This window comes from Kitasatospora sp. NPDC057223 (assembly GCF_042669755.1).
In the GTDB taxonomy this organism is placed as follows: Bacteria; Actinomycetota; Actinomycetes; order Streptomycetales; family Streptomycetaceae; genus Kitasatospora.
On sequence record NZ_JBHUWW010000106.1, the window covers coordinates 11,966 to 32,032 of the forward strand.

Annotated in this window: 16 protein-coding genes; 11 read left to right on the forward strand and 5 right to left on the reverse strand. The window is 75.3% G+C overall.

Annotated elements, in window-relative coordinates:
* The first annotated feature begins 357 nt into the window (after window positions 1-357).
* Both ACFUK0_RS29500 and ACFUK0_RS29505 read left to right on the forward strand, forming a co-directional pair.
* The gene (locus ACFUK0_RS29500; RefSeq protein WP_380255503.1) at window positions 358-4,254 is read left to right on the forward strand and encodes a Pls/PosA family non-ribosomal peptide synthetase; all 3,897 of its coding nucleotides are present in this window, start codon (window positions 358-360) and stop codon (window positions 4,252-4,254) included.
* Between the two features lie 62 nt (window positions 4,255-4,316).
* The gene (locus ACFUK0_RS29505; protein ID WP_380255504.1) at window positions 4,317-5,666 is read left to right on the forward strand and encodes a M1 family metallopeptidase; all 1,350 of its coding nucleotides are present in this window, start codon (window positions 4,317-4,319) and stop codon (window positions 5,664-5,666) included.
* 40 nt (window positions 5,667-5,706) lie between these two features.
* Here the strand turns inward: ACFUK0_RS29505 and ACFUK0_RS29510 are convergent, their stop codons facing one another.
* On the reverse strand, window positions 5,707-6,984 hold the full coding sequence (locus tag ACFUK0_RS29510) for a PQQ-binding-like beta-propeller repeat protein (protein ID WP_380255505.1): 1,278 nt from the start codon (window positions 6,982-6,984) through the stop codon (window positions 5,707-5,709).
* A gap of 156 nt (window positions 6,985-7,140) precedes the next feature.
* Between ACFUK0_RS29510 and ACFUK0_RS29515 the strand changes: the two genes are divergently transcribed.
* Together ACFUK0_RS29515 and ACFUK0_RS29520 are read left to right on the forward strand one after the other, a co-directional pair.
* Entirely contained in the window at window positions 7,141-7,626 is a 486-nt protein-coding gene (locus tag ACFUK0_RS29515; protein ID WP_380255506.1) for a hypothetical protein, read from the forward strand.
* A 74-nt stretch (window positions 7,627-7,700) separates the two neighbouring features.
* Entirely contained in the window at window positions 7,701-8,147 is a 447-nt protein-coding gene (locus ACFUK0_RS29520) for a nucleoside deaminase (RefSeq protein WP_380255507.1), read from the forward strand.
* A 28-nt stretch (window positions 8,148-8,175) separates the two neighbouring features.
* Here the strand turns inward: ACFUK0_RS29520 and ACFUK0_RS29525 are convergent, their stop codons facing one another.
* Window positions 8,176-8,571: a nuclear transport factor 2 family protein gene (locus ACFUK0_RS29525; protein WP_380255508.1), complete on the reverse strand. Its 396-nt coding sequence runs from the start codon at window positions 8,569-8,571 to the stop codon at window positions 8,176-8,178.
* A gap of 108 nt (window positions 8,572-8,679) precedes the next feature.
* Here ACFUK0_RS29525 and ACFUK0_RS29530 point away from each other — a divergent pair, with 108 nt between their 5' ends.
* The gene (locus ACFUK0_RS29530; RefSeq protein WP_380255509.1) at window positions 8,680-9,183 is read left to right on the forward strand and encodes a DUF309 domain-containing protein; all 504 of its coding nucleotides are present in this window, start codon (window positions 8,680-8,682) and stop codon (window positions 9,181-9,183) included.
* On the opposite strand, the gene ACFUK0_RS29535 is transcribed toward ACFUK0_RS29530, so the two are convergent.
* Together ACFUK0_RS29535 and ACFUK0_RS29540 are read right to left on the reverse strand one after the other, a co-directional pair.
* On the reverse strand, window positions 9,149-9,892 hold the full coding sequence (locus ACFUK0_RS29535) for an AAA family ATPase (RefSeq protein WP_380255510.1): 744 nt from the start codon (window positions 9,890-9,892) through the stop codon (window positions 9,149-9,151). The two genes, ACFUK0_RS29530 and ACFUK0_RS29535, sit on opposite strands and share 35 nt — an antisense overlap.
* Window positions 9,893-9,960: 68 nt before the next feature.
* Entirely contained in the window at window positions 9,961-10,419 is a 459-nt protein-coding gene (locus tag ACFUK0_RS29540) for a Clp protease N-terminal domain-containing protein (RefSeq protein WP_380255511.1), read from the reverse strand.
* A 385-nt stretch (window positions 10,420-10,804) separates the two neighbouring features.
* On the opposite strand from ACFUK0_RS29540, the gene ACFUK0_RS29545 reads away from it, so the two are divergent.
* From ACFUK0_RS29545 to ACFUK0_RS29570, 6 genes are all read left to right on the forward strand, one after another.
* Window positions 10,805-12,805 carry a N,N-dimethylformamidase beta subunit family domain-containing protein gene (locus ACFUK0_RS29545; protein ID WP_380255512.1) on the forward strand — a complete coding sequence of 667 codons (2,001 nt, stop codon included), beginning with the start codon at window positions 10,805-10,807 and terminating at the stop codon, window positions 12,803-12,805.
* Window positions 12,786-14,171, forward strand: a complete 1,386-nt coding sequence (locus tag ACFUK0_RS29550; RefSeq protein WP_380255513.1) for a condensation domain-containing protein — start codon at window positions 12,786-12,788, stop codon at window positions 14,169-14,171. The genes ACFUK0_RS29545 and ACFUK0_RS29550 overlap by 20 nt, the downstream gene beginning before the upstream one ends.
* 125 nt (window positions 14,172-14,296) lie before the next feature.
* The gene (locus ACFUK0_RS29555) at window positions 14,297-15,820 is read left to right on the forward strand and encodes an AMP-binding protein (RefSeq protein ID WP_380255514.1); all 1,524 of its coding nucleotides are present in this window, start codon (window positions 14,297-14,299) and stop codon (window positions 15,818-15,820) included.
* A 91-nt stretch (window positions 15,821-15,911) separates the two neighbouring features.
* The gene (locus ACFUK0_RS29560; protein ID WP_380255515.1) at window positions 15,912-16,280 is read left to right on the forward strand and encodes a hypothetical protein; all 369 of its coding nucleotides are present in this window, start codon (window positions 15,912-15,914) and stop codon (window positions 16,278-16,280) included.
* Complete coding sequence (locus tag ACFUK0_RS29565) at window positions 16,277-17,647, forward strand: condensation domain-containing protein (RefSeq protein ID WP_380255516.1); 1,371 nt, start codon at window positions 16,277-16,279, stop codon at window positions 17,645-17,647. The genes ACFUK0_RS29560 and ACFUK0_RS29565 overlap by 4 nt, the downstream gene beginning before the upstream one ends.
* 140 nt (window positions 17,648-17,787) lie before the next feature.
* Window positions 17,788-18,627: an SDR family oxidoreductase gene (locus tag ACFUK0_RS29570; protein WP_380255517.1), complete on the forward strand. Its 840-nt coding sequence runs from the start codon at window positions 17,788-17,790 to the stop codon at window positions 18,625-18,627.
* 34 nt (window positions 18,628-18,661) lie between these two features.
* Here the strand turns inward: ACFUK0_RS29570 and ACFUK0_RS29575 are convergent.
* A partial coding sequence (locus ACFUK0_RS29575) for an alkaline phosphatase family protein (protein ID WP_380255518.1) occupies window positions 18,662-20,067 on the reverse strand: 1,406 nt, incomplete at its 5' end.

Here is a 20,067-nt window from a genome sequence, read left to right on the forward strand (position 1 = left end):
TGCGCGGGCCGCCGGGACACATGAGTACGGATACTCAACCCGGGCGTGTCGCCGCCCTCGGGTGTGGCATGGGTCACGTTCCCGAAATGCACCTGACGGCCCATCAGATCATCTGACGTTCAGTCACATCCCTTCCCTGCCTAAGATCGTATGAACTGATGAAACGTCAGATCGGATCAGACATTGACCAGTTGAGCCCAACGTCCTCCGTCCTCGCTGGTCAGAGCGGGGTTACTATCGGTTGGGTTGCCCCGCTCCGCCCCGGAGCCGGGCCCCCGGCCGGGCTCACTCCGTAGTCCTCGAAGGCCTGGCACCGGCCACCCGCCGGGTACGAGGGACGAGGAGCGAACCGCTTTCATGACGCAGAGCCTTACGCCGCAGGACCAGGACCAGTACGCCGCAGCCGACTGGGCCACCGGCCCCCTCGCGCTGTTCCCCGGCCGCCCGGCCACCGCGCCGCGCACACTGGTCGACGTGCTGGACGCCACCGTCCGCACCCACCCGCACGAGCCGGCCCTCGACGACGGCCGCGCCACGCTCAGTTACCGGGCGCTCGCCGCCGAGGTGGACGGGCTGCGCAAGCGGCTGGCCGCGGCCGGGGTCGGCGTCGGCGACCGGGTGGGCGTACGGGCCCCCTCCGGGACGAACGACCTGTACGTCTGCATCCTCGCCGTGCTCGCCGCCGGCGCCGCCTACGTCCCCGTCGACGCGGAGGACCCGGACGAGCGCGCCGCCCTCGTCTTCGGCGAGGCGCAGGTCACCGCCGTCCTCGGCGCCGACCGCACCCTGACCGTGACGGGCACCGCCGCCGCCCCGTCCGTCTCCGCCGCCCGCCCCGGTCCCGACGACGACGCCTGGATCATCTTCACCTCGGGCTCCACCGGCAAGCCCAAGGGCGTCGCCGTCACCCACCGCAACGCCGCCGCGTTCGTCGACGCCGAGGCCGCGCTCTTCCTCCAGGAGGAGCCGATCGGCCCCGGCGACCGCGTGATGGCCGGCCTCTCGGTCGCGTTCGACGCCTCCTGCGAGGAGATGTGGCTGGCCTGGCGCTACGGCGCCTGCCTGGTGCCCGTGCCGCGCTCCCAGGTGCGCAGCGGCGCCGACCTCGGCCCGTGGCTCACCGAGCAGGAGATCACCGTGGTCTCCACCGTCCCCACCCTCGCCGCGCTCTGGCCCGCCGAGGCCCTGAACGAAGTCCGGCTGCTGATCTTCGGCGGCGAGGCCTGCCCGCCCGAGCTGGTGACCCGGCTGGTCACCGAGGGCCGCGAGGTCTGGAACACCTACGGCCCGACCGAGGCCACCGTCGTCGCCTGCGGCTCCCTGCTCACCGGCGAGGGTCCGGTCAGGATCGGCCTGCCGCTCGACGGCTGGGAGCTGGCCGTGGTCGACGAGGCCGGCGACCCCGTCCCGATGGGCGCCACCGGCGAGCTGGTGATCGGCGGCATCGGCCTGGCCCGCTACCTGGACCCGGAGAAGGACGCCGAGAAGTACGCCCCGCTGAAGTCGCTCGGCTGGGAGCGGGCCTACCGCAGCGGCGACCTCGTGCAGGCCGAGCCCGAGGGCCTGCTCTTCCTCGGCCGCAGTGACGAGCAGGTCAAGCTCGGCGGCCGCCGGATCGAACTCGGCGAGGTCGACGCGGCGCTCCAGGCCCTGCCGGGCGTGGCGGGCGCCGCAGCGGCCGTCCGCACCGCCCGGGGCGGCAACCAGCTGCTGGTCGGCTACCTGGTCACCCAGGACGGCTGGGACCACGCGGCGGCCGTCCAGCGGCTGCGCGCCGAGCTGCCCGCCGCCCTCGTCCCGCTGCTCGCCCTCGTCGAGGCGCTGCCCACCCGCACCTCCGGCAAGGTGGACCGCGCCGCGCTGCCCTGGCCGCTGCCCGAACTGGAGACGACCGGGCCCGCCGAACAGCTCTACGGCACCGAGGCGTGGCTCGCCGAGCAGTGGAGCGAGATCCTCGGCGTGTCCGTCACCGGCTCCCAGGACGACTTCTTCGCCATCGGCGGCTCCAGCCTCGCCGCCGCACAACTCACCACCCTGCTGCGCAGCCGCTACCCGGCGGCCGCCGTGCTGGACATCTACCAGCAGCCCGTCCTGCGCAAGCTCGCCCGCCACCTGGAGCGCTCCGCGCAGGGCGACGGCGCCACCCGGACGATCGCCCCCGTCCCGGCCCGCGCCCAGCTCGTGCAGCTGCTCGCGCTCGTCCCGCTCTTCACGCTCGTCGGCCTGCGCTGGACGACCGCGCTGCTCGCCCTCGGCAACGTGCTGACCTGGCTCGGCGGCTACGCCTGGGCCCCGACCGCGTCCTGGTGGCTGGTCGGGGCCGGCGGCCTGCTGCTGTTCAGCCCGCCCGGCCGGCTGGCGATCGCGGCCGGCGGCGCCCGGCTGCTGCTGCGGGGCCTGCGCCCCGGCAGCTACCCGCGCGGCGGCAGCATGCACCTGCGGCTGTGGGCGGCCGAGCGGCTCGCCGAGATCAGCGGCGCGACCTCGCTCTCCGGAGCCTGGCTGGTCCGCTACGGCCGCGCGCTCGGCGCCCGGATCGCGCCCGACGCGGACCTGCACTCGCTGCCGCCGGTCACCGGCATGCTCAAGCTGGGCCGGGGCTGCGCCGTCGAGGCGGAGGTCGACCTGTCCGGCTACTGGCTGGACGGCGACCGCCTGGAGGTCGGCCAGGTCAAGGTCGGTTCGAACGCCGTCGTCGGTACCCGCAGCACGCTCTTCCCCGGTGCCCGGGTCGGCAAGCGGGCCGAGGTCGCACCGGGCTCCGGCGTCACCGGCCAGGTGCCGACCGGCCAGCGCTGGGGCGGCGCGCCCGCCGTGAAGCTCGGCAAGGCCGACCGGAACTGGCCGAAGCAGCGGCCGCCGCGCCGGGCCCGCTGGGCCGCCGCGTACGGCGTGAGCGGCCTCGGGCTGAGCCTGCTGCCGGTGGCCTCCTCGCTCGCGGCGCTGGCCGTCGTCAGCCGTTTCGTCGGCCCGCAGGACGGCCTCGGCGAGGCCGTCCGCGGCGCCCTGCTCGCGGTGCTCCCCGCCACCCTCGCCTTCGGCGCCACCTACGCGGTGCTGCTGGTCGCCGCCGTGCGGCTGCTGAGCCTGGGCCTGCGCCCCGGCCACTTCCCGCTGCACGGGCGGGTCGGCTGGCAGGCCTGGACGGTCAGCCAGCTGATGGACCTCGCCCGTGGGACGCTCTTCCCGCTGTACGCCGGCCTGGCCACCCCGTACTGGCTGCGGGCGCTGGGCATGAAGGTCGGCGCCGGGGCCGAGGTCTCCACGGTGCTGGCGCTGCCCAGCCTGACCACCGTCGGCGACGGCGCGTTCCTCGCCGACGACACCCTGATCGCCCCGTACGAGCTGGGCGGCGGCTGGCTACGGCTCGGCGAGGCCGAGATCGGCGAGCGGGCCTTCCTCGGCAACTCCGGCATGACCGCGCTCGGCCGGGCCGTCCCCGACCGCGGCCTGGTGGGCGTGCTCTCCGCGACGCCGAAGAAGGCCAAGAAGGGCAGCTCCTACCTGGGCATGCCGCCGATGCGGCTGCCGCGCTCCGCCGACTCCGGCGACCAGAGCCTCACCTACGACCCGCCGGCCCGGCTGCTCTGGGCCCGCGGCCTGGTCGAGGTCTGCCGGCTGGTGCCGGTGCTCGCCTCCGCCGCGCTCGGCGTGCTGACCCTCGCCGCCCTGGCCGCGCTGGCCACCAGCGGCTCCCCGGCCCTCGCCGCACTGCTCTCCGGCCTGCTGCTGCTCGGCGCCGGCGCCGTCGCCTGCCTGGTGTCGATCGCCGCCAAGTGGCTGCTGGTCGGCCGCTTCCGCGCCGTCGAGCACCCGCTGTGGAGCGGCTTCGTCTGGCGCAACGAGCTGGCCGACACCTTCGTCGAGGTGCTGGCCGTGCCCTGGCTGATCGGCGCGGTGCCCGGCACGCCGGTGCTCAACCTCTGGCTGCGCGGCCTGGGCGCGAAGGTCGGCCGGGGCGTCTGGTGCGAGAGCTACTGGCTGCCCGAGGCCGACCTGGTCACCCTCGGTGACGCGGTGACCGTCAACCGGGGCTGCGTCGTGCAGACCCACCTGTTTCACGACCGGATCATGCGGATGGATACTGTGGTCCTCCGCGAGGGTGCCACGCTCGGCCCTGGCGGCATCGTCCTGCCCGGCAGCACCGTCGGGGCCCGCAGCACGCTGGGGCCGGCCTCGCTGGTGATGCGGGCCGAGTCCGTCCCGCCGGACACCCGCTGGCTGGGCAACCCGATCGAGGCCTGGCAGGCGTAGCGGTCGCAGCATTCGCAGGTTCAGCAGGTGTATTTCGCAGATCGCAGGGAGTGTACGAACCGGTGAGTCCCAAGCAACCGTCGGCCGCCGGCACGGACGCCTACTTCCCCGACCACGGCGACAGCCGCTACCGGGTCCACCGGTACGAGCTGGCCCTGGACTACCGGCCGGGCCCCAACCGGCTCGGCGGCACCGCCCGCCTGAGCGCGGTGGCGGGCGCCGAGCCGCTGCGCGAGTTCGCGCTCGACCTCGCCGAGTTCCGGATAGGCCGGGTCCTGGTCGACGGGCGGGCCGCGCACTACACCCACCGGGCCGGCAAGCTCCGGATCCGCCCCGCCAAGGCCCTCGCCGCCGGGAGCGCCTTCACCGTCGACGTGCACTACACCGGCAACCCCAGGCCCGTCCGCAGCCAGTGGGGCGGGCTGGGCTGGGAGGAGCTCACCGACGGCGCACTGGTGGCCAGCCAGCCGGTCGGCGCGCCCTCCTGGTACCCGTGCAACGACCGGCCCGCCGACAAGGCGTCCTACCTGGTCTCGGTCACCACCCCCTCGCCGTACACCGTGGTCGTCGGCGGCCGGCTGCTCACCCGCACGACCCGGGCCAGCAGCACCACCTGGGTGTACGAGCAGGCCGCGCCCACCTCCAGCTACCTCGTCACGGTCTCCATCGGCCACTACGGCACGCTGAAGGTCACCGGACCCGGTCCGGCGACCACCCCGCACCGTCCCGTCCCGCAGACGGCCTACCTGCCCGCCCGGCTGCTCCCCGACTTCACCGTGGACTTCGGCCGCCAGCCCCAGATGATGCACCTCTTCGAGGAGCTGTTCGGGCCCTACCCCTTCGGCGAGTACGCGGTCGTGGTCGCCGACGAGGAACTCGACGTCCCCGTCGAGGCCCAGGGCGTGGCCACCTTCGGCACCAACCACGTGGACGGCGCCCGCGGCTCCGAGCGCCTGATCGCCCACGAGCTGGCCCACCAGTGGTTCGGCAACAGCGTCACCATCGCCGACTGGCGGCACATCTGGCTCAACGAGGGCTTCGCCAAGTACGCCGAGTGGCTCTGGGCGGAGCGCTCGGGCGGCCGCACGGCGGCTGCCCACGCCGCCACCGCACACACCCTGGTCGCCGCCCTGCCGCAGGACATGCGGATCGCCGAGCCGGGGAAGAAGCTGATGTTCGACGACCGGCTGTACGAGCGCGGCGGCCTCACCGTGCACGCGCTGCGCTGCGCGCTCGGCGAGGAAGCCTTCTTCCGGATGGTCAAGGACTGGTTGGTGATGAACCGTCACGGAGTGGTCAGCACCGCCGACTTCATCGCCCACGCCGGGCACTACGCGCCCGCTCCGCTCGACGCCTTCTTCGACGCCTGGCTGTACCGCCCCGAGTTGCCGCCGCTGCCGGTCCGCCGCTGAGCCCCGCCGGCCGGGCGGGACCGCGGCCGCCCGCGGACCGTCAGTCGACCGGCAGTGAGTACAGCACGTCGTCGTGCCCGGCGAACAGGTGCTCGCCGTCGGTGCTCAGCCGCCAGAAGTCGACGCCGGGGCCGGAGTCCTGGAAGACCCAGCGCACCTCACCGGTGGCGGCGTCCAGCGCCCACACCCCGCCCGCCCGGGGGCCGGGGACGAACAGCGTGCGGCCCACCAGCACCGGACGGCTGCGCAGGTCGATGCGGAACGGCAGCTGCCGTGCCCAGGACTCGGTGCCGTCGGCCGCCCCGTTGCGGGTCACCAGTCCGTTGTCCCGGGGGACGAACAGGGCCCCGCCCGCAGCCAGCGGCTGGAGGCAGCGCCAGGCCTCGTCCGGGCCCGGGGCGAGACCCCAGGAGGGGGCGCCGTCGGTGAGCCGGAGCGCCCGCAGGCCGCTGGCGCGTGCGGCGACGTAGACGTGCTCGGCGTCCGACTCGTACCAGCCGAGCGCCTGGTCGGTGGCGGCCAGCCACTGGCGGGTGCCGTCCACCGAGCTGAGCGCGACCAGCTCGTCGCGGCTGCTGCGCGCGATCAGCCGCTGCCCGGGAGCCGTCCGCAGTTCGGTGAGGTCGCCGCCGTTCTCGGTGGCGGCCCGGGACCACAGCAGCTCGCGGGTCCGTGCCGACAGGGCGAGCAGGAGCGGGGCCCCGGTGGGGCCGTCCAGCGCCGCGGGCGCCCGGCCGTGCAGGGCCTCACCGTCGTAGCAGTCCAGCGCCAGGGGAGTCCCCGGGGCGACGAGCGTCGAGGGTACGGCGAACTGCCAGTCCTGGGCCGGGTCCGTCAGGTGGCGGCCGGTGAGCAGCCCGGTGGCGTAGCCGAAGACCCGGTCGCCCCCCAGCAGCTCGCGTCCGCCCCCGGCGCCGCCCGGCGGGCGCCGGATCCGGCGGCGCTGCGCCCCGGTGACCGGATCCAGGCTCAGCAGCTCGGAGCGGGTGGCGAACAGCGCCACCGCCTGCGGCCCGTCCAACCGCTCCGGTGCCTGCGCGGCCGGGCCGTGGAACGTCCAGAGGGGCTCCGGCCCCGACGTCGCGACCGGAGTACCGGGCGGGCGCGGCCGGTCCTCGCGGGTCAGCCACCAGCCCGCCGCCGCCGCGGCGAGGGCCCCGCCGCCGAGCAGCAGCTGCCGCCGGGTCGGCCGGCCGGCCGGGGGCCGGGCGAGTTCGTCCGTCGGCTGCGGGCCGTCGCCGTCCGGCAGGTCGATGCATATCCCGCCGGACCGGCCACCCGCCCAAACGCCTTGCTCCGCCGGTGTCGTCACCTCCATGCCAGCCCTGTCTCCCGTGCGTCGGCGCCGTGTCACCGCGGAGGATAGCCCACGACCGGTCCCCGTCCGACCGAGCGACCGGCCCGCGGACACGCGGGGCGGCGGCCCGGGAACCGGAGGGGATCCGCCGCCGCCGGATCGGGTACAACAGCGGGCATGACGCTCTTCTACTGCTCGAAGTGCGGCGCGGTGCTGACACCTGAGCTGACGGCGCTGGCGGCCGTCCCCGACCCCCTTGCCCTCCCGCTCGGATCGCGCGGCCGGGGCGGGGAGCCGCGCCGCGCACCCTCCACGGTGCCCGCCGGTCACTACGCGGTCGACCCCGAGCCCTGGGGAGCGCCGTTCGTCCCGCGCCGCGCGGGCGAGCGCCCGGGGCCGGCCCGGCCGCGCGGGCTACCGGTGCCCGGCGACGTGGTGTCCACGGGAACGCGGAACACGGTGGTCGTCCACCCTGACGACGTGCCCGGTCTCCGGCCGCCGCCCGGAGGGCGCGGTGACCACGGCTGCTGCGGCCCGACCGGGGCCGACGGCCTCAACCTGGCCTGCTCCTGCGGAGTCCGGCTCGCGACCCTGGCGGCGGACTGCCTCGGTCCGTACGAACTGCACCTCGACCCGGTGCGGGTGTACGCGTTCGACGCGTAGGGCACCCGGGGCGGCCCGGCCGGAAAGCACGACGGCGGGTTGCGTCCCGTCCGGGGCCTCGGGAGAGTGGGGGGATGACGGACGCTGACGCGATGATGCTGGCCGTGGCACTGGAGGAGGCGCGGGCCGGGCTCGCGGAGGGCGGCATCCCGATCGGGGCGGCGCTCTTCGGGCCCGACGGCGTGCTGCTCGGGCGCGGCCACAACCGCCGTGTCCAGGACGGCGATCCGTCCGTGCACGCCGAGACGGCGGCCTTCCGCGCGGCGGGCCGGCTGCGCGGCTACGGGCGGACCACGATGGTCACCACGCTCTCGCCCTGCTGGTACTGCAGCGGCCTGGTACGGCAGTTCGGCATCGGCCGGCTGCTGGTGGGGGAGGCCCGGACGTTCCACGGCGGGCACGACTGGCTGGCCGAGCACGGGGTGGCGGTGACCGTCCTGGACGACGCGCGGTGCGCGGCGCTGATGCGGGACTTCATCGCCACCCGGCCCGAACTCTGGTACGAGGACATCGGGCAGTAGCCGGCGGGATCCGCCTCCGGCGAGGGGGTCAGGCCCAGAACGCGTCCCCGACCTCCAGGTCCGCCACGCACTCGTCCAGGTCCGTCACCTTCTCGCCGACGATCCGGAACATGATGCCGCCCATCGCGTCCATGCTCCGCCCGGCCCGCTCGGCGGTGGCCCGGTGCACCGACATGACGTGGCCCCGGCCGTCGGCGAACAGGTGCTGCAGCTCGACCCGGAACGTCCCGCCGCTGCGCTCGGCGAGCTGCCGGTAGTAGCCGAGGACGGCGTCCTGGCCCTTGAAGTCGCCGGACAGCGGGTGACTGCCGGGAACGTGGTGGGTGGCGTCCTTCGCGATGATCTCGGACAGCGCCCCCATGTCGCCCCGGGAGAAGGCGTCGTATCCCCTGCGGACGAGTGCGGCGTGCGGATGCTCAGCCATGGCGAGCCATCCCCTTCACAGTGGTTTGTCCAGGATCTCCAGCTTGTCACCACCGCGCCCGCCCATCCACCCGCCGCGGCCGCCGCCCGCCGTTGGACAATCGGGGGTATGAGCGAATCTGCGCAGCAGGGCCCGCCGCCGGCCGCCCGCGGGGCGGGCCGTGACCGCGACGAGCAGGGCAGGGCCCGCAACGCGCGCCCGCGCGACGGCCTCGGCCGGCCGCTGCCGTACGGCGCGGCGGGCGTGACCAGGCAGGCCGAGGGGGTGATCCGCTCCCCGCAGGAGACCCTCGCCGAGGCGCAGCGGCTGCTGGACGCCGGCCGGCCGTTCCACGCGCACGAGGTGTTCGAGGACAGGTGGAAGTCGGCCCCGGAGCCGGAGCGCGAGCTGTGGCGGGGCCTGGCCCAGTACGCCGTCGGCCTGACCCACGCCGCCCGGGGCAACACCGCGGGCGCCACCGCACTGCTGGCCAGGTCGGCCGCCGCGCTCGCCGCCTTCGCACCGGACCCGCCCTACGGGATCGACGCCGCCGGGCTGGCCCGGTGGGCGGCGGACCGGGCGGGGGCCCCCGGGGAGGTCAGTCCGCCGGCGCCGCCCCGGCTGCGGGGCTGACCGCCTCGCCCGCCCGGGCCGCCGGCGCCCGGGCGGGCAGCCCCCGCACGTCCGCGTCGAAGCGGGTCGCGGCGTGCTCCCGCGAGCAGGTGTCCAGCACGACCACCGAGGTCAGCCCGGTGAAGGCGGCGGGCACGGCCGTCGGGCCGGACCCTCCGCCCGGCGGCAGGTGCCGCCGCAGCCGCCCGAGGCCCCGGCAGTGCCGGGCGAAGACCCGGCGTGCCGTCCGGCGTCCGCGGGCCCGCTGGCCGGCCAGTGCCTCGGCCGGGGCGACGTCCAGCAGCACCAGGTGCAGTTCGCGCCCGCCGCGGCCGACCTCGCCGGCCAGCCACCGCCGCATCCAGGCCCGGCTGCCGCAGTCGTGCACCATCAGCGGGCCGCCCCCGCGCACCGCTGCCCGCAGCCGCCGGAAGTACGTCAGCCGCGCCCACGGCCGGTACACCGCGTACGGCAGCGCCGCCGGCATCACGGCCTCGCACGCCAGATGGACGTCGCGCGGATCGACCACGGCCACGCCGGGCGGGCGTCGCCGCAGCAACGTGCTCTTGCCGCTGCCGGGCAGGCCGGAGACGATCACCACGGCGTCCGGCGGATAGCGCAGCACCGCCGCGCCGGGCCGTCGCCGGAGGTCCACCAGGCCGCGCGGAGGCGGCAGCGCCCCCGCTGCCGCGCCCGTGCCGCCCGTGCCGCCCGTGCCGTTATCGCCCACCGCTGCTCCCTGCCCCGTCGTGATCACTCCACAGCCTCCCACGGGTGCTCGCGGACGGGAGCGGCCGCTTACCCGGCGAGGTGGCGCGCCACGCTCTCCCGGGCGCGGTGCGTGGTGAGATCGAGGGTGTGCAGGGCCTCCCGGCCCGGGCCCCGGCCCTCGAACAGGGCGAGCAGCAGGTCGGCTGCCTCGACCGCGTCCCGCCCGGCGGCGCGCGCCGACGCGTCCGCGCGGAGCAGGGCCTCGTCGCCGTCGACCTCCAGCGGCGGGGACTCCCCGGCCGGGACGGGGAACGGCCGGCGGTCACGTTCGGCGGCGCCGGCGGCCCAGCGCGCCTCCAGCGCCGCGCGGAGCGCAGGGCCGGTGGCGCCGGCCCGCGCCAGGGCGAGGGCGGTGGCGCCGTCCGGCTCGTGGAGCAGTCCGAGGAGCAGACGGCCGGTGTCGGCCTGCCGGTGGCCACGGCCCTGGGCCTCCCGGCGGGCTTCGTCGAGCACCTGGCGGAGGGAAGCGGAGAGCGGCAGCTGCATGCTCCGACAGTAGCGGCCATCCGGCTTGCCCGGCAGTGGAGTTGGCCGCCCGGCCGGCCGTGCGGCCGGGCCCGCCGGTACCGTCGCCCGGTGCTCGCACGGTTGCTCCGGCCGGGGGCGGCGGCCCGGTGCGGAGGTGCGGGGCGGGCCGGCGGCGGGGTCGGACGAGCCTTGACGTGCCTAATGGTCTATGCCAATCTCCCTCCAGGTCCGGACCACGGCACGGCCGGTCCGGGCCGCCCGGCGGACGGCTGACGCCCCGTCGGCCACGGCTGTGCCCCACAACCACGCCCGCGCCCACAACCACGCCCACGCCCACGGCTGCGCCCGCAGCCACGCCCGCAGCCACGCCCACGGCTGCGCCCCCGGGGAAGGATGGCTCCACATGTCCCTGGCGGCCTATGCGGCGGCGACCTCCTGCATCCAGGGCGGCACCCTGCGCTTCACCGTGACCGGGCACGGGCCGGGCCGGGTGAGCGTCGAGGACGCCGTGGACGGCCGCCAGGTGCACCGGGCCGAAGTGGACAGCGGCAGCTGGGAGCTGGCGATCGGGCGCGACTGGCGCAGCTCGCTCTACCGCGCGGTCTTCACCCCCGGTGACGGGGAGGGCGGCGAGGTCTGGTTCGTGGTGCGCCCCGCCGGGGCGGCGCCGCGCTCGCCCGTGCTGCTCTCCGTCCCGTTCGCCACCTGGCAGGCGTACAACCGGGCCGGCGTACCCGGCGAGGGCCTGTACTGGACCGAGGACCCGCACCGCGCGGCGCGCGCCGGCTTCGACCGCCCCGGCGGCGGCCCGCCCCCCGAACGCTGGGAGGACGGGCTGATGCGCTGGCTGCGCGCGCACGGCCCGGACGTCGACTACTGCTCCAACCTGGATCTGCACCTCGATCCGCAGGCCCTCCTCCCGTACCGGCTGCTCGTGGTGAACGGGCACGACGAGTACTGGAGCCGGGAGATGCGCGACCGGGTGGAGGGCTTCGTCCGCGCCGGCGGCAACCTCGCCGTCTTCGGGGCGAACACCGCCTGGTGGCAGATGCGCCTGGAGGACGGCGGCCGCACCATGGTCTGCTACCGGGACGCCGCCGCCGACCCGGTCGCCGCCACCGCGCCGGAGCTGGCCACCGTCGAGTGGTCGAGCGCGCCCGTGAACCGGCCCGAGAACACCCTCACGGGGCTCAGCTTCCGTCACGGCGCCGGTTGTTGGGGCCCCGGCATGCCCGAGATGTACCGCGAGGCCTACACCGCGGCGTTCGCCGGGCACTGGGTCTTCGAGGGCACCGGCCTCGCCGACGGCGACCGCTTCGCCCTCGGAGCGCTCGGCTACGAGACCGACGCCGCCGAACTCGACTTCGGCGACGGGGTGCCGGTCGCCACCGGCCGCGACGGCACACCGCCCTCGTTCACCGTGCTGGCCACCGCCGACCTGCGGCACTGGGACGCCCACGGGCAGGGCGGCTGGGCCGTGATGGGCGTCTTCGACGCCGGCGCCGGGACGGTGTTCAACGCCGGCACCGTCAACTGGGGCGCGGCGCTGGACGATCCGGTGGTGGCCCGGATCACCGCGAACGTACTGGCGCGGCTCTCCGCCAGGGCCCGGCCCGACCGCTGGACGGCACTCGGCGCCGCACCCGGCGCGGTCGCGCTGGCCGGCGCCGGCTCCTGGCTCTTCGCCGCGCTGGCGGACGGCACGCTCGGGGTCAGACCCGCCGGCCCGCAGAACGTGCCGCTGCGCCGGATCGGGGCGGCCGACGGCGTCGTCGCGCTGGCCGCCCCGCGCGAGGCCGTGGCCGGCGGGCCGTTCGCCCTGTACGGGGCGGACCGGGCGGGCCGGCTGCTGATCCGCTCCGCCCGGCCCGAGAAGGCCGACTGGACGGTGGCAGGCCGCTGCCCGCCGGGCACCAGGGCGCTCGCGGCCTGCGACGGCAGGCTGTTCGCGCTGGACGGGGACGGCGCGCTGCACTGCGCTCCGCAGGGCCGCCCGGCCGACGGGTCGGCCCGCAGCTGGGCCCGCCTGGAGCCCCCGGGCCGGCTGCTGGCCCTGACCGCGCTCAACGGCCGGCTCTACGCGGTGGACGACCGCGGCGTCCTGCTGCACCGGCTGCCTGCCCCGGAGGACCCGTGGCGCGAACTCGGGCCGGCGGGCGGCAGCGTGCTGCTGGCCGGCCAGGCGGGCCGGCTCGTCGGCCTGGGCGCGGACGGCCTGCTGCGCTCGCGCGGCGTCCTGCCGTCCGGCGCCCCACAACCCGATCGGCCCGATCGGTCCGAGCAGTCCGAGCGGTCCGTGGGGTCAGAGCAGGCCCGGGCCCCGGGCCGGAGCACAGCGCAGGCGAGTCGTCCGGCCGCTGCGGCCGGAGTGAGGAGAACAGGTCATGGCGCAGCCGACGGCTGACGGGAGAACCGGGCGGATCCCGGTGGAGTTCAGCGCGGAGTGGTCCGGCACCGCACCGCTGACCTGGGGCCAGCGGGCCATCTGGTCGGCGATCGAGCGCACCAGGCCGGGGGACCGGTACTTCAACTTCTGCCGGACCCTGCCCCTCCCGAAGCCGTACCCGCTGGAGCAGGTCCTGGCGGCCGTCCGATTCGTGGTCGAGCGGCACGAGTCGCTGCGGACCAGGCTGTCGCCGGCCTGCAGCGAGCCGCACCAGGTGGTGAGCGCCGCCGGGGTGATCGAGGTGGACGTCGTGGAGGTCGCGGCGGACGACCGCCTGGCGGCCTCCCGGATCGCCGCCCGCTTCGCCGCCCGGGGCTTCGACTACGAGCAGGAGTGGCCCGTCCGGATCGCGGTGCTGACCAGCGGCGGCGTCCCGTCCGAAGTGGTGCTGGGGTTCTGCCACCTGGCGGCCGACTACGAGGGCACCGGGTTCCTGCTGCGGGACCTGCGGGCCGCACTGGCCGGGCGGGCACGGAGCCTTCCGCCGGCTGCGCGCCCCTCGGAGCTGGCGTTCCACCAGGAGTCCGCGGAGGGCCGCAGGTTCGCCGATGCCGCAGCCGACCACTGGGCCCGTTCGTACCGGCGGATCCCGGTCTCGATGTTCACCGAGGAGCGCTTCACCCCGGCCGAACCGCGCTACCAGCGAATGGAGTTGGTCTCCCCGGCGCTGGCGGTGGCACTGCCCGCGGTGGCCGCGCGGCTGGCCGTCAGTACGTCGACGGTGCTGCTCGCCGCCACCGGGTCGGTGCTGCGCGCCCGGACGGGGCACGACACCTGCGCGGTGCTCGCGATCGCCGGCAACCGGATCGCGCCGACGGCCCGCGAGATCGTCTCCACGATGTCGCTGGAGGCGCTGGTGGTCCTGCCGTTCGAGGGCGTCACGGGTTTCGAGCAGGCGGTGGCGGCCACCGGGCGGGCGGCCATGGCCGGGTACCGGTTCGGCTCGTACGACGAGCGGGACCGGGACCGCGTGGTGGCCGTGGAGAGCGCCCGGCGGGGCGAGCGGGTGCACCCGTACTGCTGTGTCAACGACCTGCGCGGCGCCCGCCAGGAGCGCGGCGGGGTGCGTCCGCCGCAGGGTGTCCACCCGGCCGCGCTGCTGGACGCCTCGACGGTGCTGGAGCTGTCGCCGCTGGAGCAGCTGGGCTGCCGCTTCTGCCTGCACTTCGCCGACGCCCCGGGGGCGTTGTCGATCCGGATCACGGCGGACACCGGGTACCTGCCGGTGTCCGGCATGGCCGGCTTCCTCCGGGAGACGGAGCGGTTGGTGGTGGCCGCGTACGACGGTGACGTGCCGGTGGGCGCTCCGCCCGGCCGGGTGTGAGGCGATCTGCGGCAGATCCTTGACCGCCCACTTGGTCTATGCCAATCTCTCACCTGGTCTGGACCACTTCCTCCTCCAGGGGCAGGCGGGCCGGCCCGGACGTCACGGGGAGAGTGTCGAGTTCCATGCACAGAGCCAGATCCGGCGTACCCGGACAGAGCATCGCGCGCCCGGCCGAGCGGACCGTACACGGGCTGCTGGAGATCAGGTCGCAGGCCCAGCCCGACCGGGTCGCGATCAGCACCGACGCCGGGCAGAGCCTGACCTTCGCCGACTGGCAGGCCCGGTCCACCGCGCTGGCCACCGTCCTGCTCCGGCGCGGCGTAGGGCGCGGCGACCGGGTCGGCCTGCGGTTCGGGCTCCGCGACTGGCCCCGGTTCGCGATCGGCTACTGCGCGGTGGCGATGGCCGGAGCGGTCGCCGTACCGGTGTCCGACCGGCAGCCCGCCGAGGCCCTGCGCCACATCCTGACCCACTGCGGTGCGGCCGGCCTGATCACCGGGGACGACACCGACGCACCCGGCGGGCCCTGGTGGACGGCCGGCGCCGACGAACTCGCGGCCGAAACGGCCGGGGACCCGGGCGAACTGCCGCAGGTCACCGCCGCCGACCTGGCCCAGGTGCTGTACACCTCCGGAACCACCGGCCGCCCCAAGGGCGTTCTGGCAGCCCACGGGAACATCACCCACGGCACCCGGCCCACCGCCCGGCACCGGCCGCTCGCGCACTCCGAGGAGTTCCTGCACTCCTTCGCGGTCGGCACCAACGCCGGGCAGACGATGCTGGTCAACGCGCTCGACGCGCACGCCGGAGCGCTGGTCGCCACCCACTTCACCCCGGGCCGCTTCGCCCGGCTGATCGAACAGCGCGCCGTGGGCAGCGTGTTCGTCGTCCCGGCGATGGCCGCCGAACTGCTGCACGCCGAGGTGCACACCCGCTTCGACCTCTCCTCGGTCCGCCTGCTCGGCTCCACCGCCGCGGCGCTGCCGCCCAGCGTGGCCACCGCACTCACCGGGGCCTTCCCGAACGCCACCGTGGTCAACTACTACACGTCCACCGAGGCGGCACCCGCGCAGACCGCGATGATCTACGACCCCCAGCGCCCCACCGCGCTCGGCCGGGCCGCGCAGGGCTCGGTGATGGTCTCCGGCCCGGACGGACACCCGCTGCCGCCGGGCGAGCCCGGCGACGTCCACCTGCGCTCGGCCGCCCACCAGCGCTCCTACTACCGGGACGCCGAGGCGAGCGCCGCCGTCTTCCGCACCGGCTGGATCCGGATGGGCGACGTGGGCTACCTGGACGAGGACGGCTACCTGCACCTGGTGGACCGCGAGTCGGACGTCATCAAGTCCGGTGCCCACAAGGTCTCCACGCTCCAGGTCGAGGCCGCCGCCCTGGAACACCCCGCAGTCGCCGCGATCGCCGTGGTCGGCCTCCCGCACCCGGTGCTCGGCATGAGCGTCGGCGCGGCCGTCGTGACCACCGGCGAAGCGGCCTTCGACCCGGCCGCCCTGCGGGCCTTCCTCACGGAGCGCCTCGCCGCGCACGAGATCCCGACCCGGATCGTCACGATCGACGCCCTGCCGCGCAACGAGGGCGGCAAACCGCTCAAGCGCGCCGTCCGCGACCTGCTCACCGCCCCGGCCTGACCCCCAGCAGGCACCCCGGCCCCGTGCGGGCCGCCGCCCCACGTCCCGCCCCTCGCCGCCCCAGGCACCCGAGCCCCGAAGTGAGCAGCCGATGCACGACGACACCCCGGCCCGGAGCACCCCCGCCGGTGCCCCCACCCCCACCGGCCGGCTGCGCGCCACCCTCGCCCGGCTGGCCGCCGAGGCCACCGACGGAGAGCTGACCGCCGCCGAACTGCTGGCCGCCGCCGGCACCCCGTTCGTCGTGCTGGGCGTCGGCTCGCTCGCCCAACTGAGGTTGCTGGACGCGGTGGAGAGCCGGTACGAGGTGTTCTTCGACCTCGCGGGACCGGTCGGCTTCCCGCCCAGCCTCGAAGCCCTCGCCGACCACCTCGCCACCGAGCACGGCGTCATCGAACACCCCGTCACCGGGCACACCGAGCCCGGCCGGTCTGCCGCCACCGCCGAGGGCCCCGCATGAGCGGCGGCCACGGCGGCGCGGCTCCGACCGTGCCCGGCAGCGTGCACAGCTACCCGCTGACCGCCGACCAGCGCCGGCTGTGGTTCCTCCAGAAGCTCCGGCCCAGGGACGCCGGCTACAACATGTACCTGGCCCACCGCTGGCGCGGCCCGCTCTCCGTCCCCGCACTCGGCGCGGCGCTCGCCCGGCTCACCGCCCGGCACGAAGTGCTGCGGACCAGCTTCGACGTGGTCGGCGACCGGCCGCTCCAACTGGTCGGCGAACCGGCCGCCGTGCCCGTCGAGACCGTCGACCTCGCCGCCGAGGCCGGCGGCGCCCCGGTGACCGGCGAGCTGATCACCGAAGTGACCGCCCGGCGCGCCAACGCGCCGTTCGACCTGGCCGCAGGGCCGCCGCTGCGGCCCACCGTCTACCGGATCGGTCCGGACGACCAGATCTTCACCCTCGTCATGCACCACATCATCTCCGACGGCTGGTCCGCCCGGCTGATGTGGGAGGAACTGCTCGTCCACTACCGGGCCGAGCTGGCCGGTGCGGCATCCGAACTTCCTGCACCCGGTGCCCAGTTCGGCGAGCACGCGGCCGCCGAGGCGGCCCGCCTGGACGGGCCCTCCGGGGAGGCCGACTTCGAGTACTGGCGGACCAAACTGGCCGGCGTCCCGCCGCTGGTGCTGCCGACCGACCGGCCCAGGCCCGACCGCCCGGGCGCCGAGGCCGAGTTCGGCATCCTCCGGCTGGACACCGCGCTCACCGCCGCCGTCGAGCGGTTCGCCCGCGAGCAGCGCTGCACCCCCTTCATGGTGCTGCTCGCCGCCTACCAGGTCCTGCTCGCGCGCTGGTCGGGCCAGCACGACTTCGCGATCGGCACGCCGGTGGCCGGCCGCAACCTGGTCGGACACGAGTCGGCGCTCGGCTGCTTCAGCAAGACGGCGGTGGTCCGCGCCGACCTCTCCGGCGACCCGGACTTCCGCACGGTGCTGCGCCGGGTCCGCTCCGCCGTCATGGGCGCGCTCGGCCACCAGGACGTCCCGCTGGAGCGGCTGATGCCCGCCCTCGGCATCGCCCGGGAGCGCAACAGGACACCGCTCTTCCAGACCGTCTTCGTCATGCAGAGCCAGAACGAGGTGACCGCTGCCGACTCCGGCGCCCCCGAGGGGGTGATCCTGGAGCCGGTCGACGCGGGTTTCGCCCAGGCCAAGTTCGATCTGCTGCTGGACATCTGGCGGGACGCCGACGGGATGCTCGCCTCGTTCTGCTTCAACCGCGGACTCTTCGACCAGCACACCGTCACGGCCGTCCCCGAGCGCTACCGCCTGCTGCTGGAGCAGGTCATCGGCGACCCCGCACTCCCGGCCCGCGGCGACTGACGGGGCGCCGTCGGCCCGGTTTCCGGACAGCGCCGTCCGGTGCGCCGGAAGCACCTCGCGCGCCCCCGTCCGCTCCCCTGCCCGGCGGGCCCGTTGTTCCTATGGTTGGTCGCCGGGCACAGTCGAACCGGGGGGACGCGATGACACGGCGCTGGTTGATCACGGGGTGTTCGTCGGGGCTCGGTCTCGCGCTGGCCACGGCGGTGGCGGGCGCGGGGGACGAGGTGGTGGCGACGACGAGACGCCCCGGCGCGCTGGCCGCACTGGCCGCGGCGCACCCGGGGCGGGTGACGGAGGCGGTCGTCGACGTCCGGGACGCCGGGCAGTGCCGGGCCGCGGTCGATCTCGCGGTCGAGCGGCTGGGCGGGGTGGACGTCCTGGTGAACAACGCGGGGAACGGGCTGTTCGGGGCCGTCGAGGAGGTGACCGACGAGGAGCTGCGCGAGCAGCTGGAGGTGCTCGTGGTGGGCCCCTGGCGGCTCGCCCGGCAGGTGCTGCCGCTGATGCGGGCGCAGGGCGGCGGCCACATCGTCAACGTCTCCTCGCTCGCCGGCCGGATGGCCTTTCCCGGCCTGGCCGCGTACACCGCGGGCAAGTACGCGCTGGAGGGGATGAGCCAGGCCCTCGCGGCCGAGGCCCGGCCGTTCGGGATCCGGGTGACGGTGCTGGAGCCCGGCGGCTTCTCGACCCGCTACGGGACTTCGCTGGTCGAGGCGGCCACCCGCATCCCGGCGTACGCGGACGCGGTGGATCCGATGATGGTGCAGCTGCGGGGGATGGAGCACAACGGTGAGCTCAACCGGCCGGAGGACTTCGCCGCCCAGGTGCTGCGCGCGGTGGCCGCCGAAGCCGTCCCGCTGCGGCTCCCGGTCGGCGAGGACGCGTTCGGCTTCCTGGCGTTCGAGCAGACGGCGGCGGCGCAGGAGCTGGCCGCGGCCCGGGAGTTCGCCCGCGCGGCGGTGCCCGGCCCGCGCCCCTGAGGGGCGGGCCGGGCACCGCACGGCGGGTGCGGCGTCAGTGCACCCAGCCGGCGTAGCGCTGCGCGAAGCGGGTGCCGGTGCCGGCCGTCACGACGACGTCGTAGCGGCCCTGGCGGTCCAGCGGCCAGGGCAGGTCGACCTGCTTGCCGGGCTTCACCCAGACCGTCCGGGTGGCGCCGTCGAAGTCGTTCGGGGCGGCCGTGAAGCTGATGTCCGTCATGCCGTCGTTGACCAGCTGCAGGGTCAGCCTGGACGAGTTGCTCAGGTCGGCGGTGACGATGGGCACGCCGACGTCGTTGTGCCCCTCCCGGCCGTCGCGGACGACGGTGCCGGCGAAGCGGCGGACGAAGCCGTCCGGGCCGTGCACGGTGAAGTCGTAGCGTCCGTTGGTCCGGGCGGCGTCCCAGAGGTAGCTGCGGGTGGCTCCCGGGGCGACGGTGAACGGCGTGCCCGCGAACGGCAGGACGATGTTCGGGTAGACGGTGTAGGGGAAGGCCACCGAGCCGTCGTTGGTCATCGTGCAGGTCACCAGACCCGTCCGGCGGTCCACCTCGACGTCCGCCCAGGGCTGGTAGGGCAGCGGCCGGTGCGGACGGTCGCCGCGCTCGGTGGTGGGCATGGCCTGGGTGCCGGTGGGGGGGAGGGTGACGGTGGGGAGTTTGGTGGCGGCGTCGGCCTTGGCCATGAGGGTGGTGGTGTCGGGGAGTTGGGGTATGGAGTAGTCGGGGTTGGTGAAGTCGAAGCAGCTGGTGAGGTCGCCGCAGATCTGGCGGCGCCAGGTGGAGATGTTGGGTTCGGTGACGCCGGTGACGGTTTCGAGGAAGCGCAGGACGGAGGTGTGGTCGAAGACCTGGGAGTTGACGTAGCCGCCGCGGGACCAGGGGGAGGCGACCCAGAGGGGGACGCGGTTGCCGAGGCCGATGGCGCGGCCCTGGGTGAATTCTTCGGGGGTGCCGGGTTCGGGGGTGGGGGGGATCATGTGGTCGAAGTAGCCGTCGTTCTCGTCGTACATGACGAGGAAGACGGTGTGTTTCCAGACTTCGGGGTTGGACATGAGGGACTGGAGGGCGGTGTTGACCCAGTGGGCGCCGTAGGCGGGGCCGGCGTTGGGGTGTTCGGAGAAGAGGTAGGGGGCGACGAGCCAGTTGACGGTGGGCAGGGTGCCGTCCTTGCAGTGGGTGTCGAAGGCGGTGGGGTCGAACTTGGTCATGGCGTTGATGTAGCGGGGGTCGGTGGTGGGGAAGGTGTGGAACTGTTTGAAGTAGGAGAGGGCGTTGTCGTCGTAGTCGCCGGTGCGGTCGTCCTTGCTGGGGTTGTGGTAGACGCGCCAGGTGATGCCGGCGTTCTGGAGGCGTTCGGCGTAGGTGGTCCAGTCGGCGACGGGGTTGTCGGTGACGGGGGTGTTGTCGATCCAGGGGCCGGTGGTGCCGTCGCGGCCGG

Excerpts from the sequence above, each read along its gene's own strand:
- ACFUK0_RS29500 (WP_380255503.1), top strand. The coding sequence starts at position 358 with ATGACGCAGAGCCTTACGCCGCAGGACCAGGACCAGTACGCCGCAGCC.
- ACFUK0_RS29510 (WP_380255505.1), bottom strand. The coding sequence starts at position 6,984 with ATGGAGGTGACGACACCGGCGGAGCAAGGCGTTTGGGCGGGTGGCCGG.
- ACFUK0_RS29515 (WP_380255506.1), top strand. The coding sequence starts at position 7,141 with ATGACGCTCTTCTACTGCTCGAAGTGCGGCGCGGTGCTGACACCTGAG.
- ACFUK0_RS29520 (WP_380255507.1), top strand. The coding sequence starts at position 7,701 with ATGACGGACGCTGACGCGATGATGCTGGCCGTGGCACTGGAGGAGGCG.
- ACFUK0_RS29525 (WP_380255508.1), bottom strand. The coding sequence starts at position 8,571 with ATGGCTGAGCATCCGCACGCCGCACTCGTCCGCAGGGGATACGACGCC.
- ACFUK0_RS29530 (WP_380255509.1), top strand. The coding sequence starts at position 8,680 with ATGAGCGAATCTGCGCAGCAGGGCCCGCCGCCGGCCGCCCGCGGGGCG.
- ACFUK0_RS29540 (WP_380255511.1), bottom strand. The coding sequence starts at position 10,419 with ATGCAGCTGCCGCTCTCCGCTTCCCTCCGCCAGGTGCTCGACGAAGCC.
- ACFUK0_RS29545 (WP_380255512.1), top strand. The coding sequence starts at position 10,805 with ATGTCCCTGGCGGCCTATGCGGCGGCGACCTCCTGCATCCAGGGCGGC.
- ACFUK0_RS29550 (WP_380255513.1), top strand. The coding sequence starts at position 12,786 with ATGGCGCAGCCGACGGCTGACGGGAGAACCGGGCGGATCCCGGTGGAG.
- ACFUK0_RS29555 (WP_380255514.1), top strand. The coding sequence starts at position 14,297 with ATGCACAGAGCCAGATCCGGCGTACCCGGACAGAGCATCGCGCGCCCG.
- ACFUK0_RS29560 (WP_380255515.1), top strand. The coding sequence starts at position 15,912 with ATGCACGACGACACCCCGGCCCGGAGCACCCCCGCCGGTGCCCCCACC.
- ACFUK0_RS29565 (WP_380255516.1), top strand. The coding sequence starts at position 16,277 with ATGAGCGGCGGCCACGGCGGCGCGGCTCCGACCGTGCCCGGCAGCGTG.
- ACFUK0_RS29570 (WP_380255517.1), top strand. The coding sequence starts at position 17,788 with ATGACACGGCGCTGGTTGATCACGGGGTGTTCGTCGGGGCTCGGTCTC.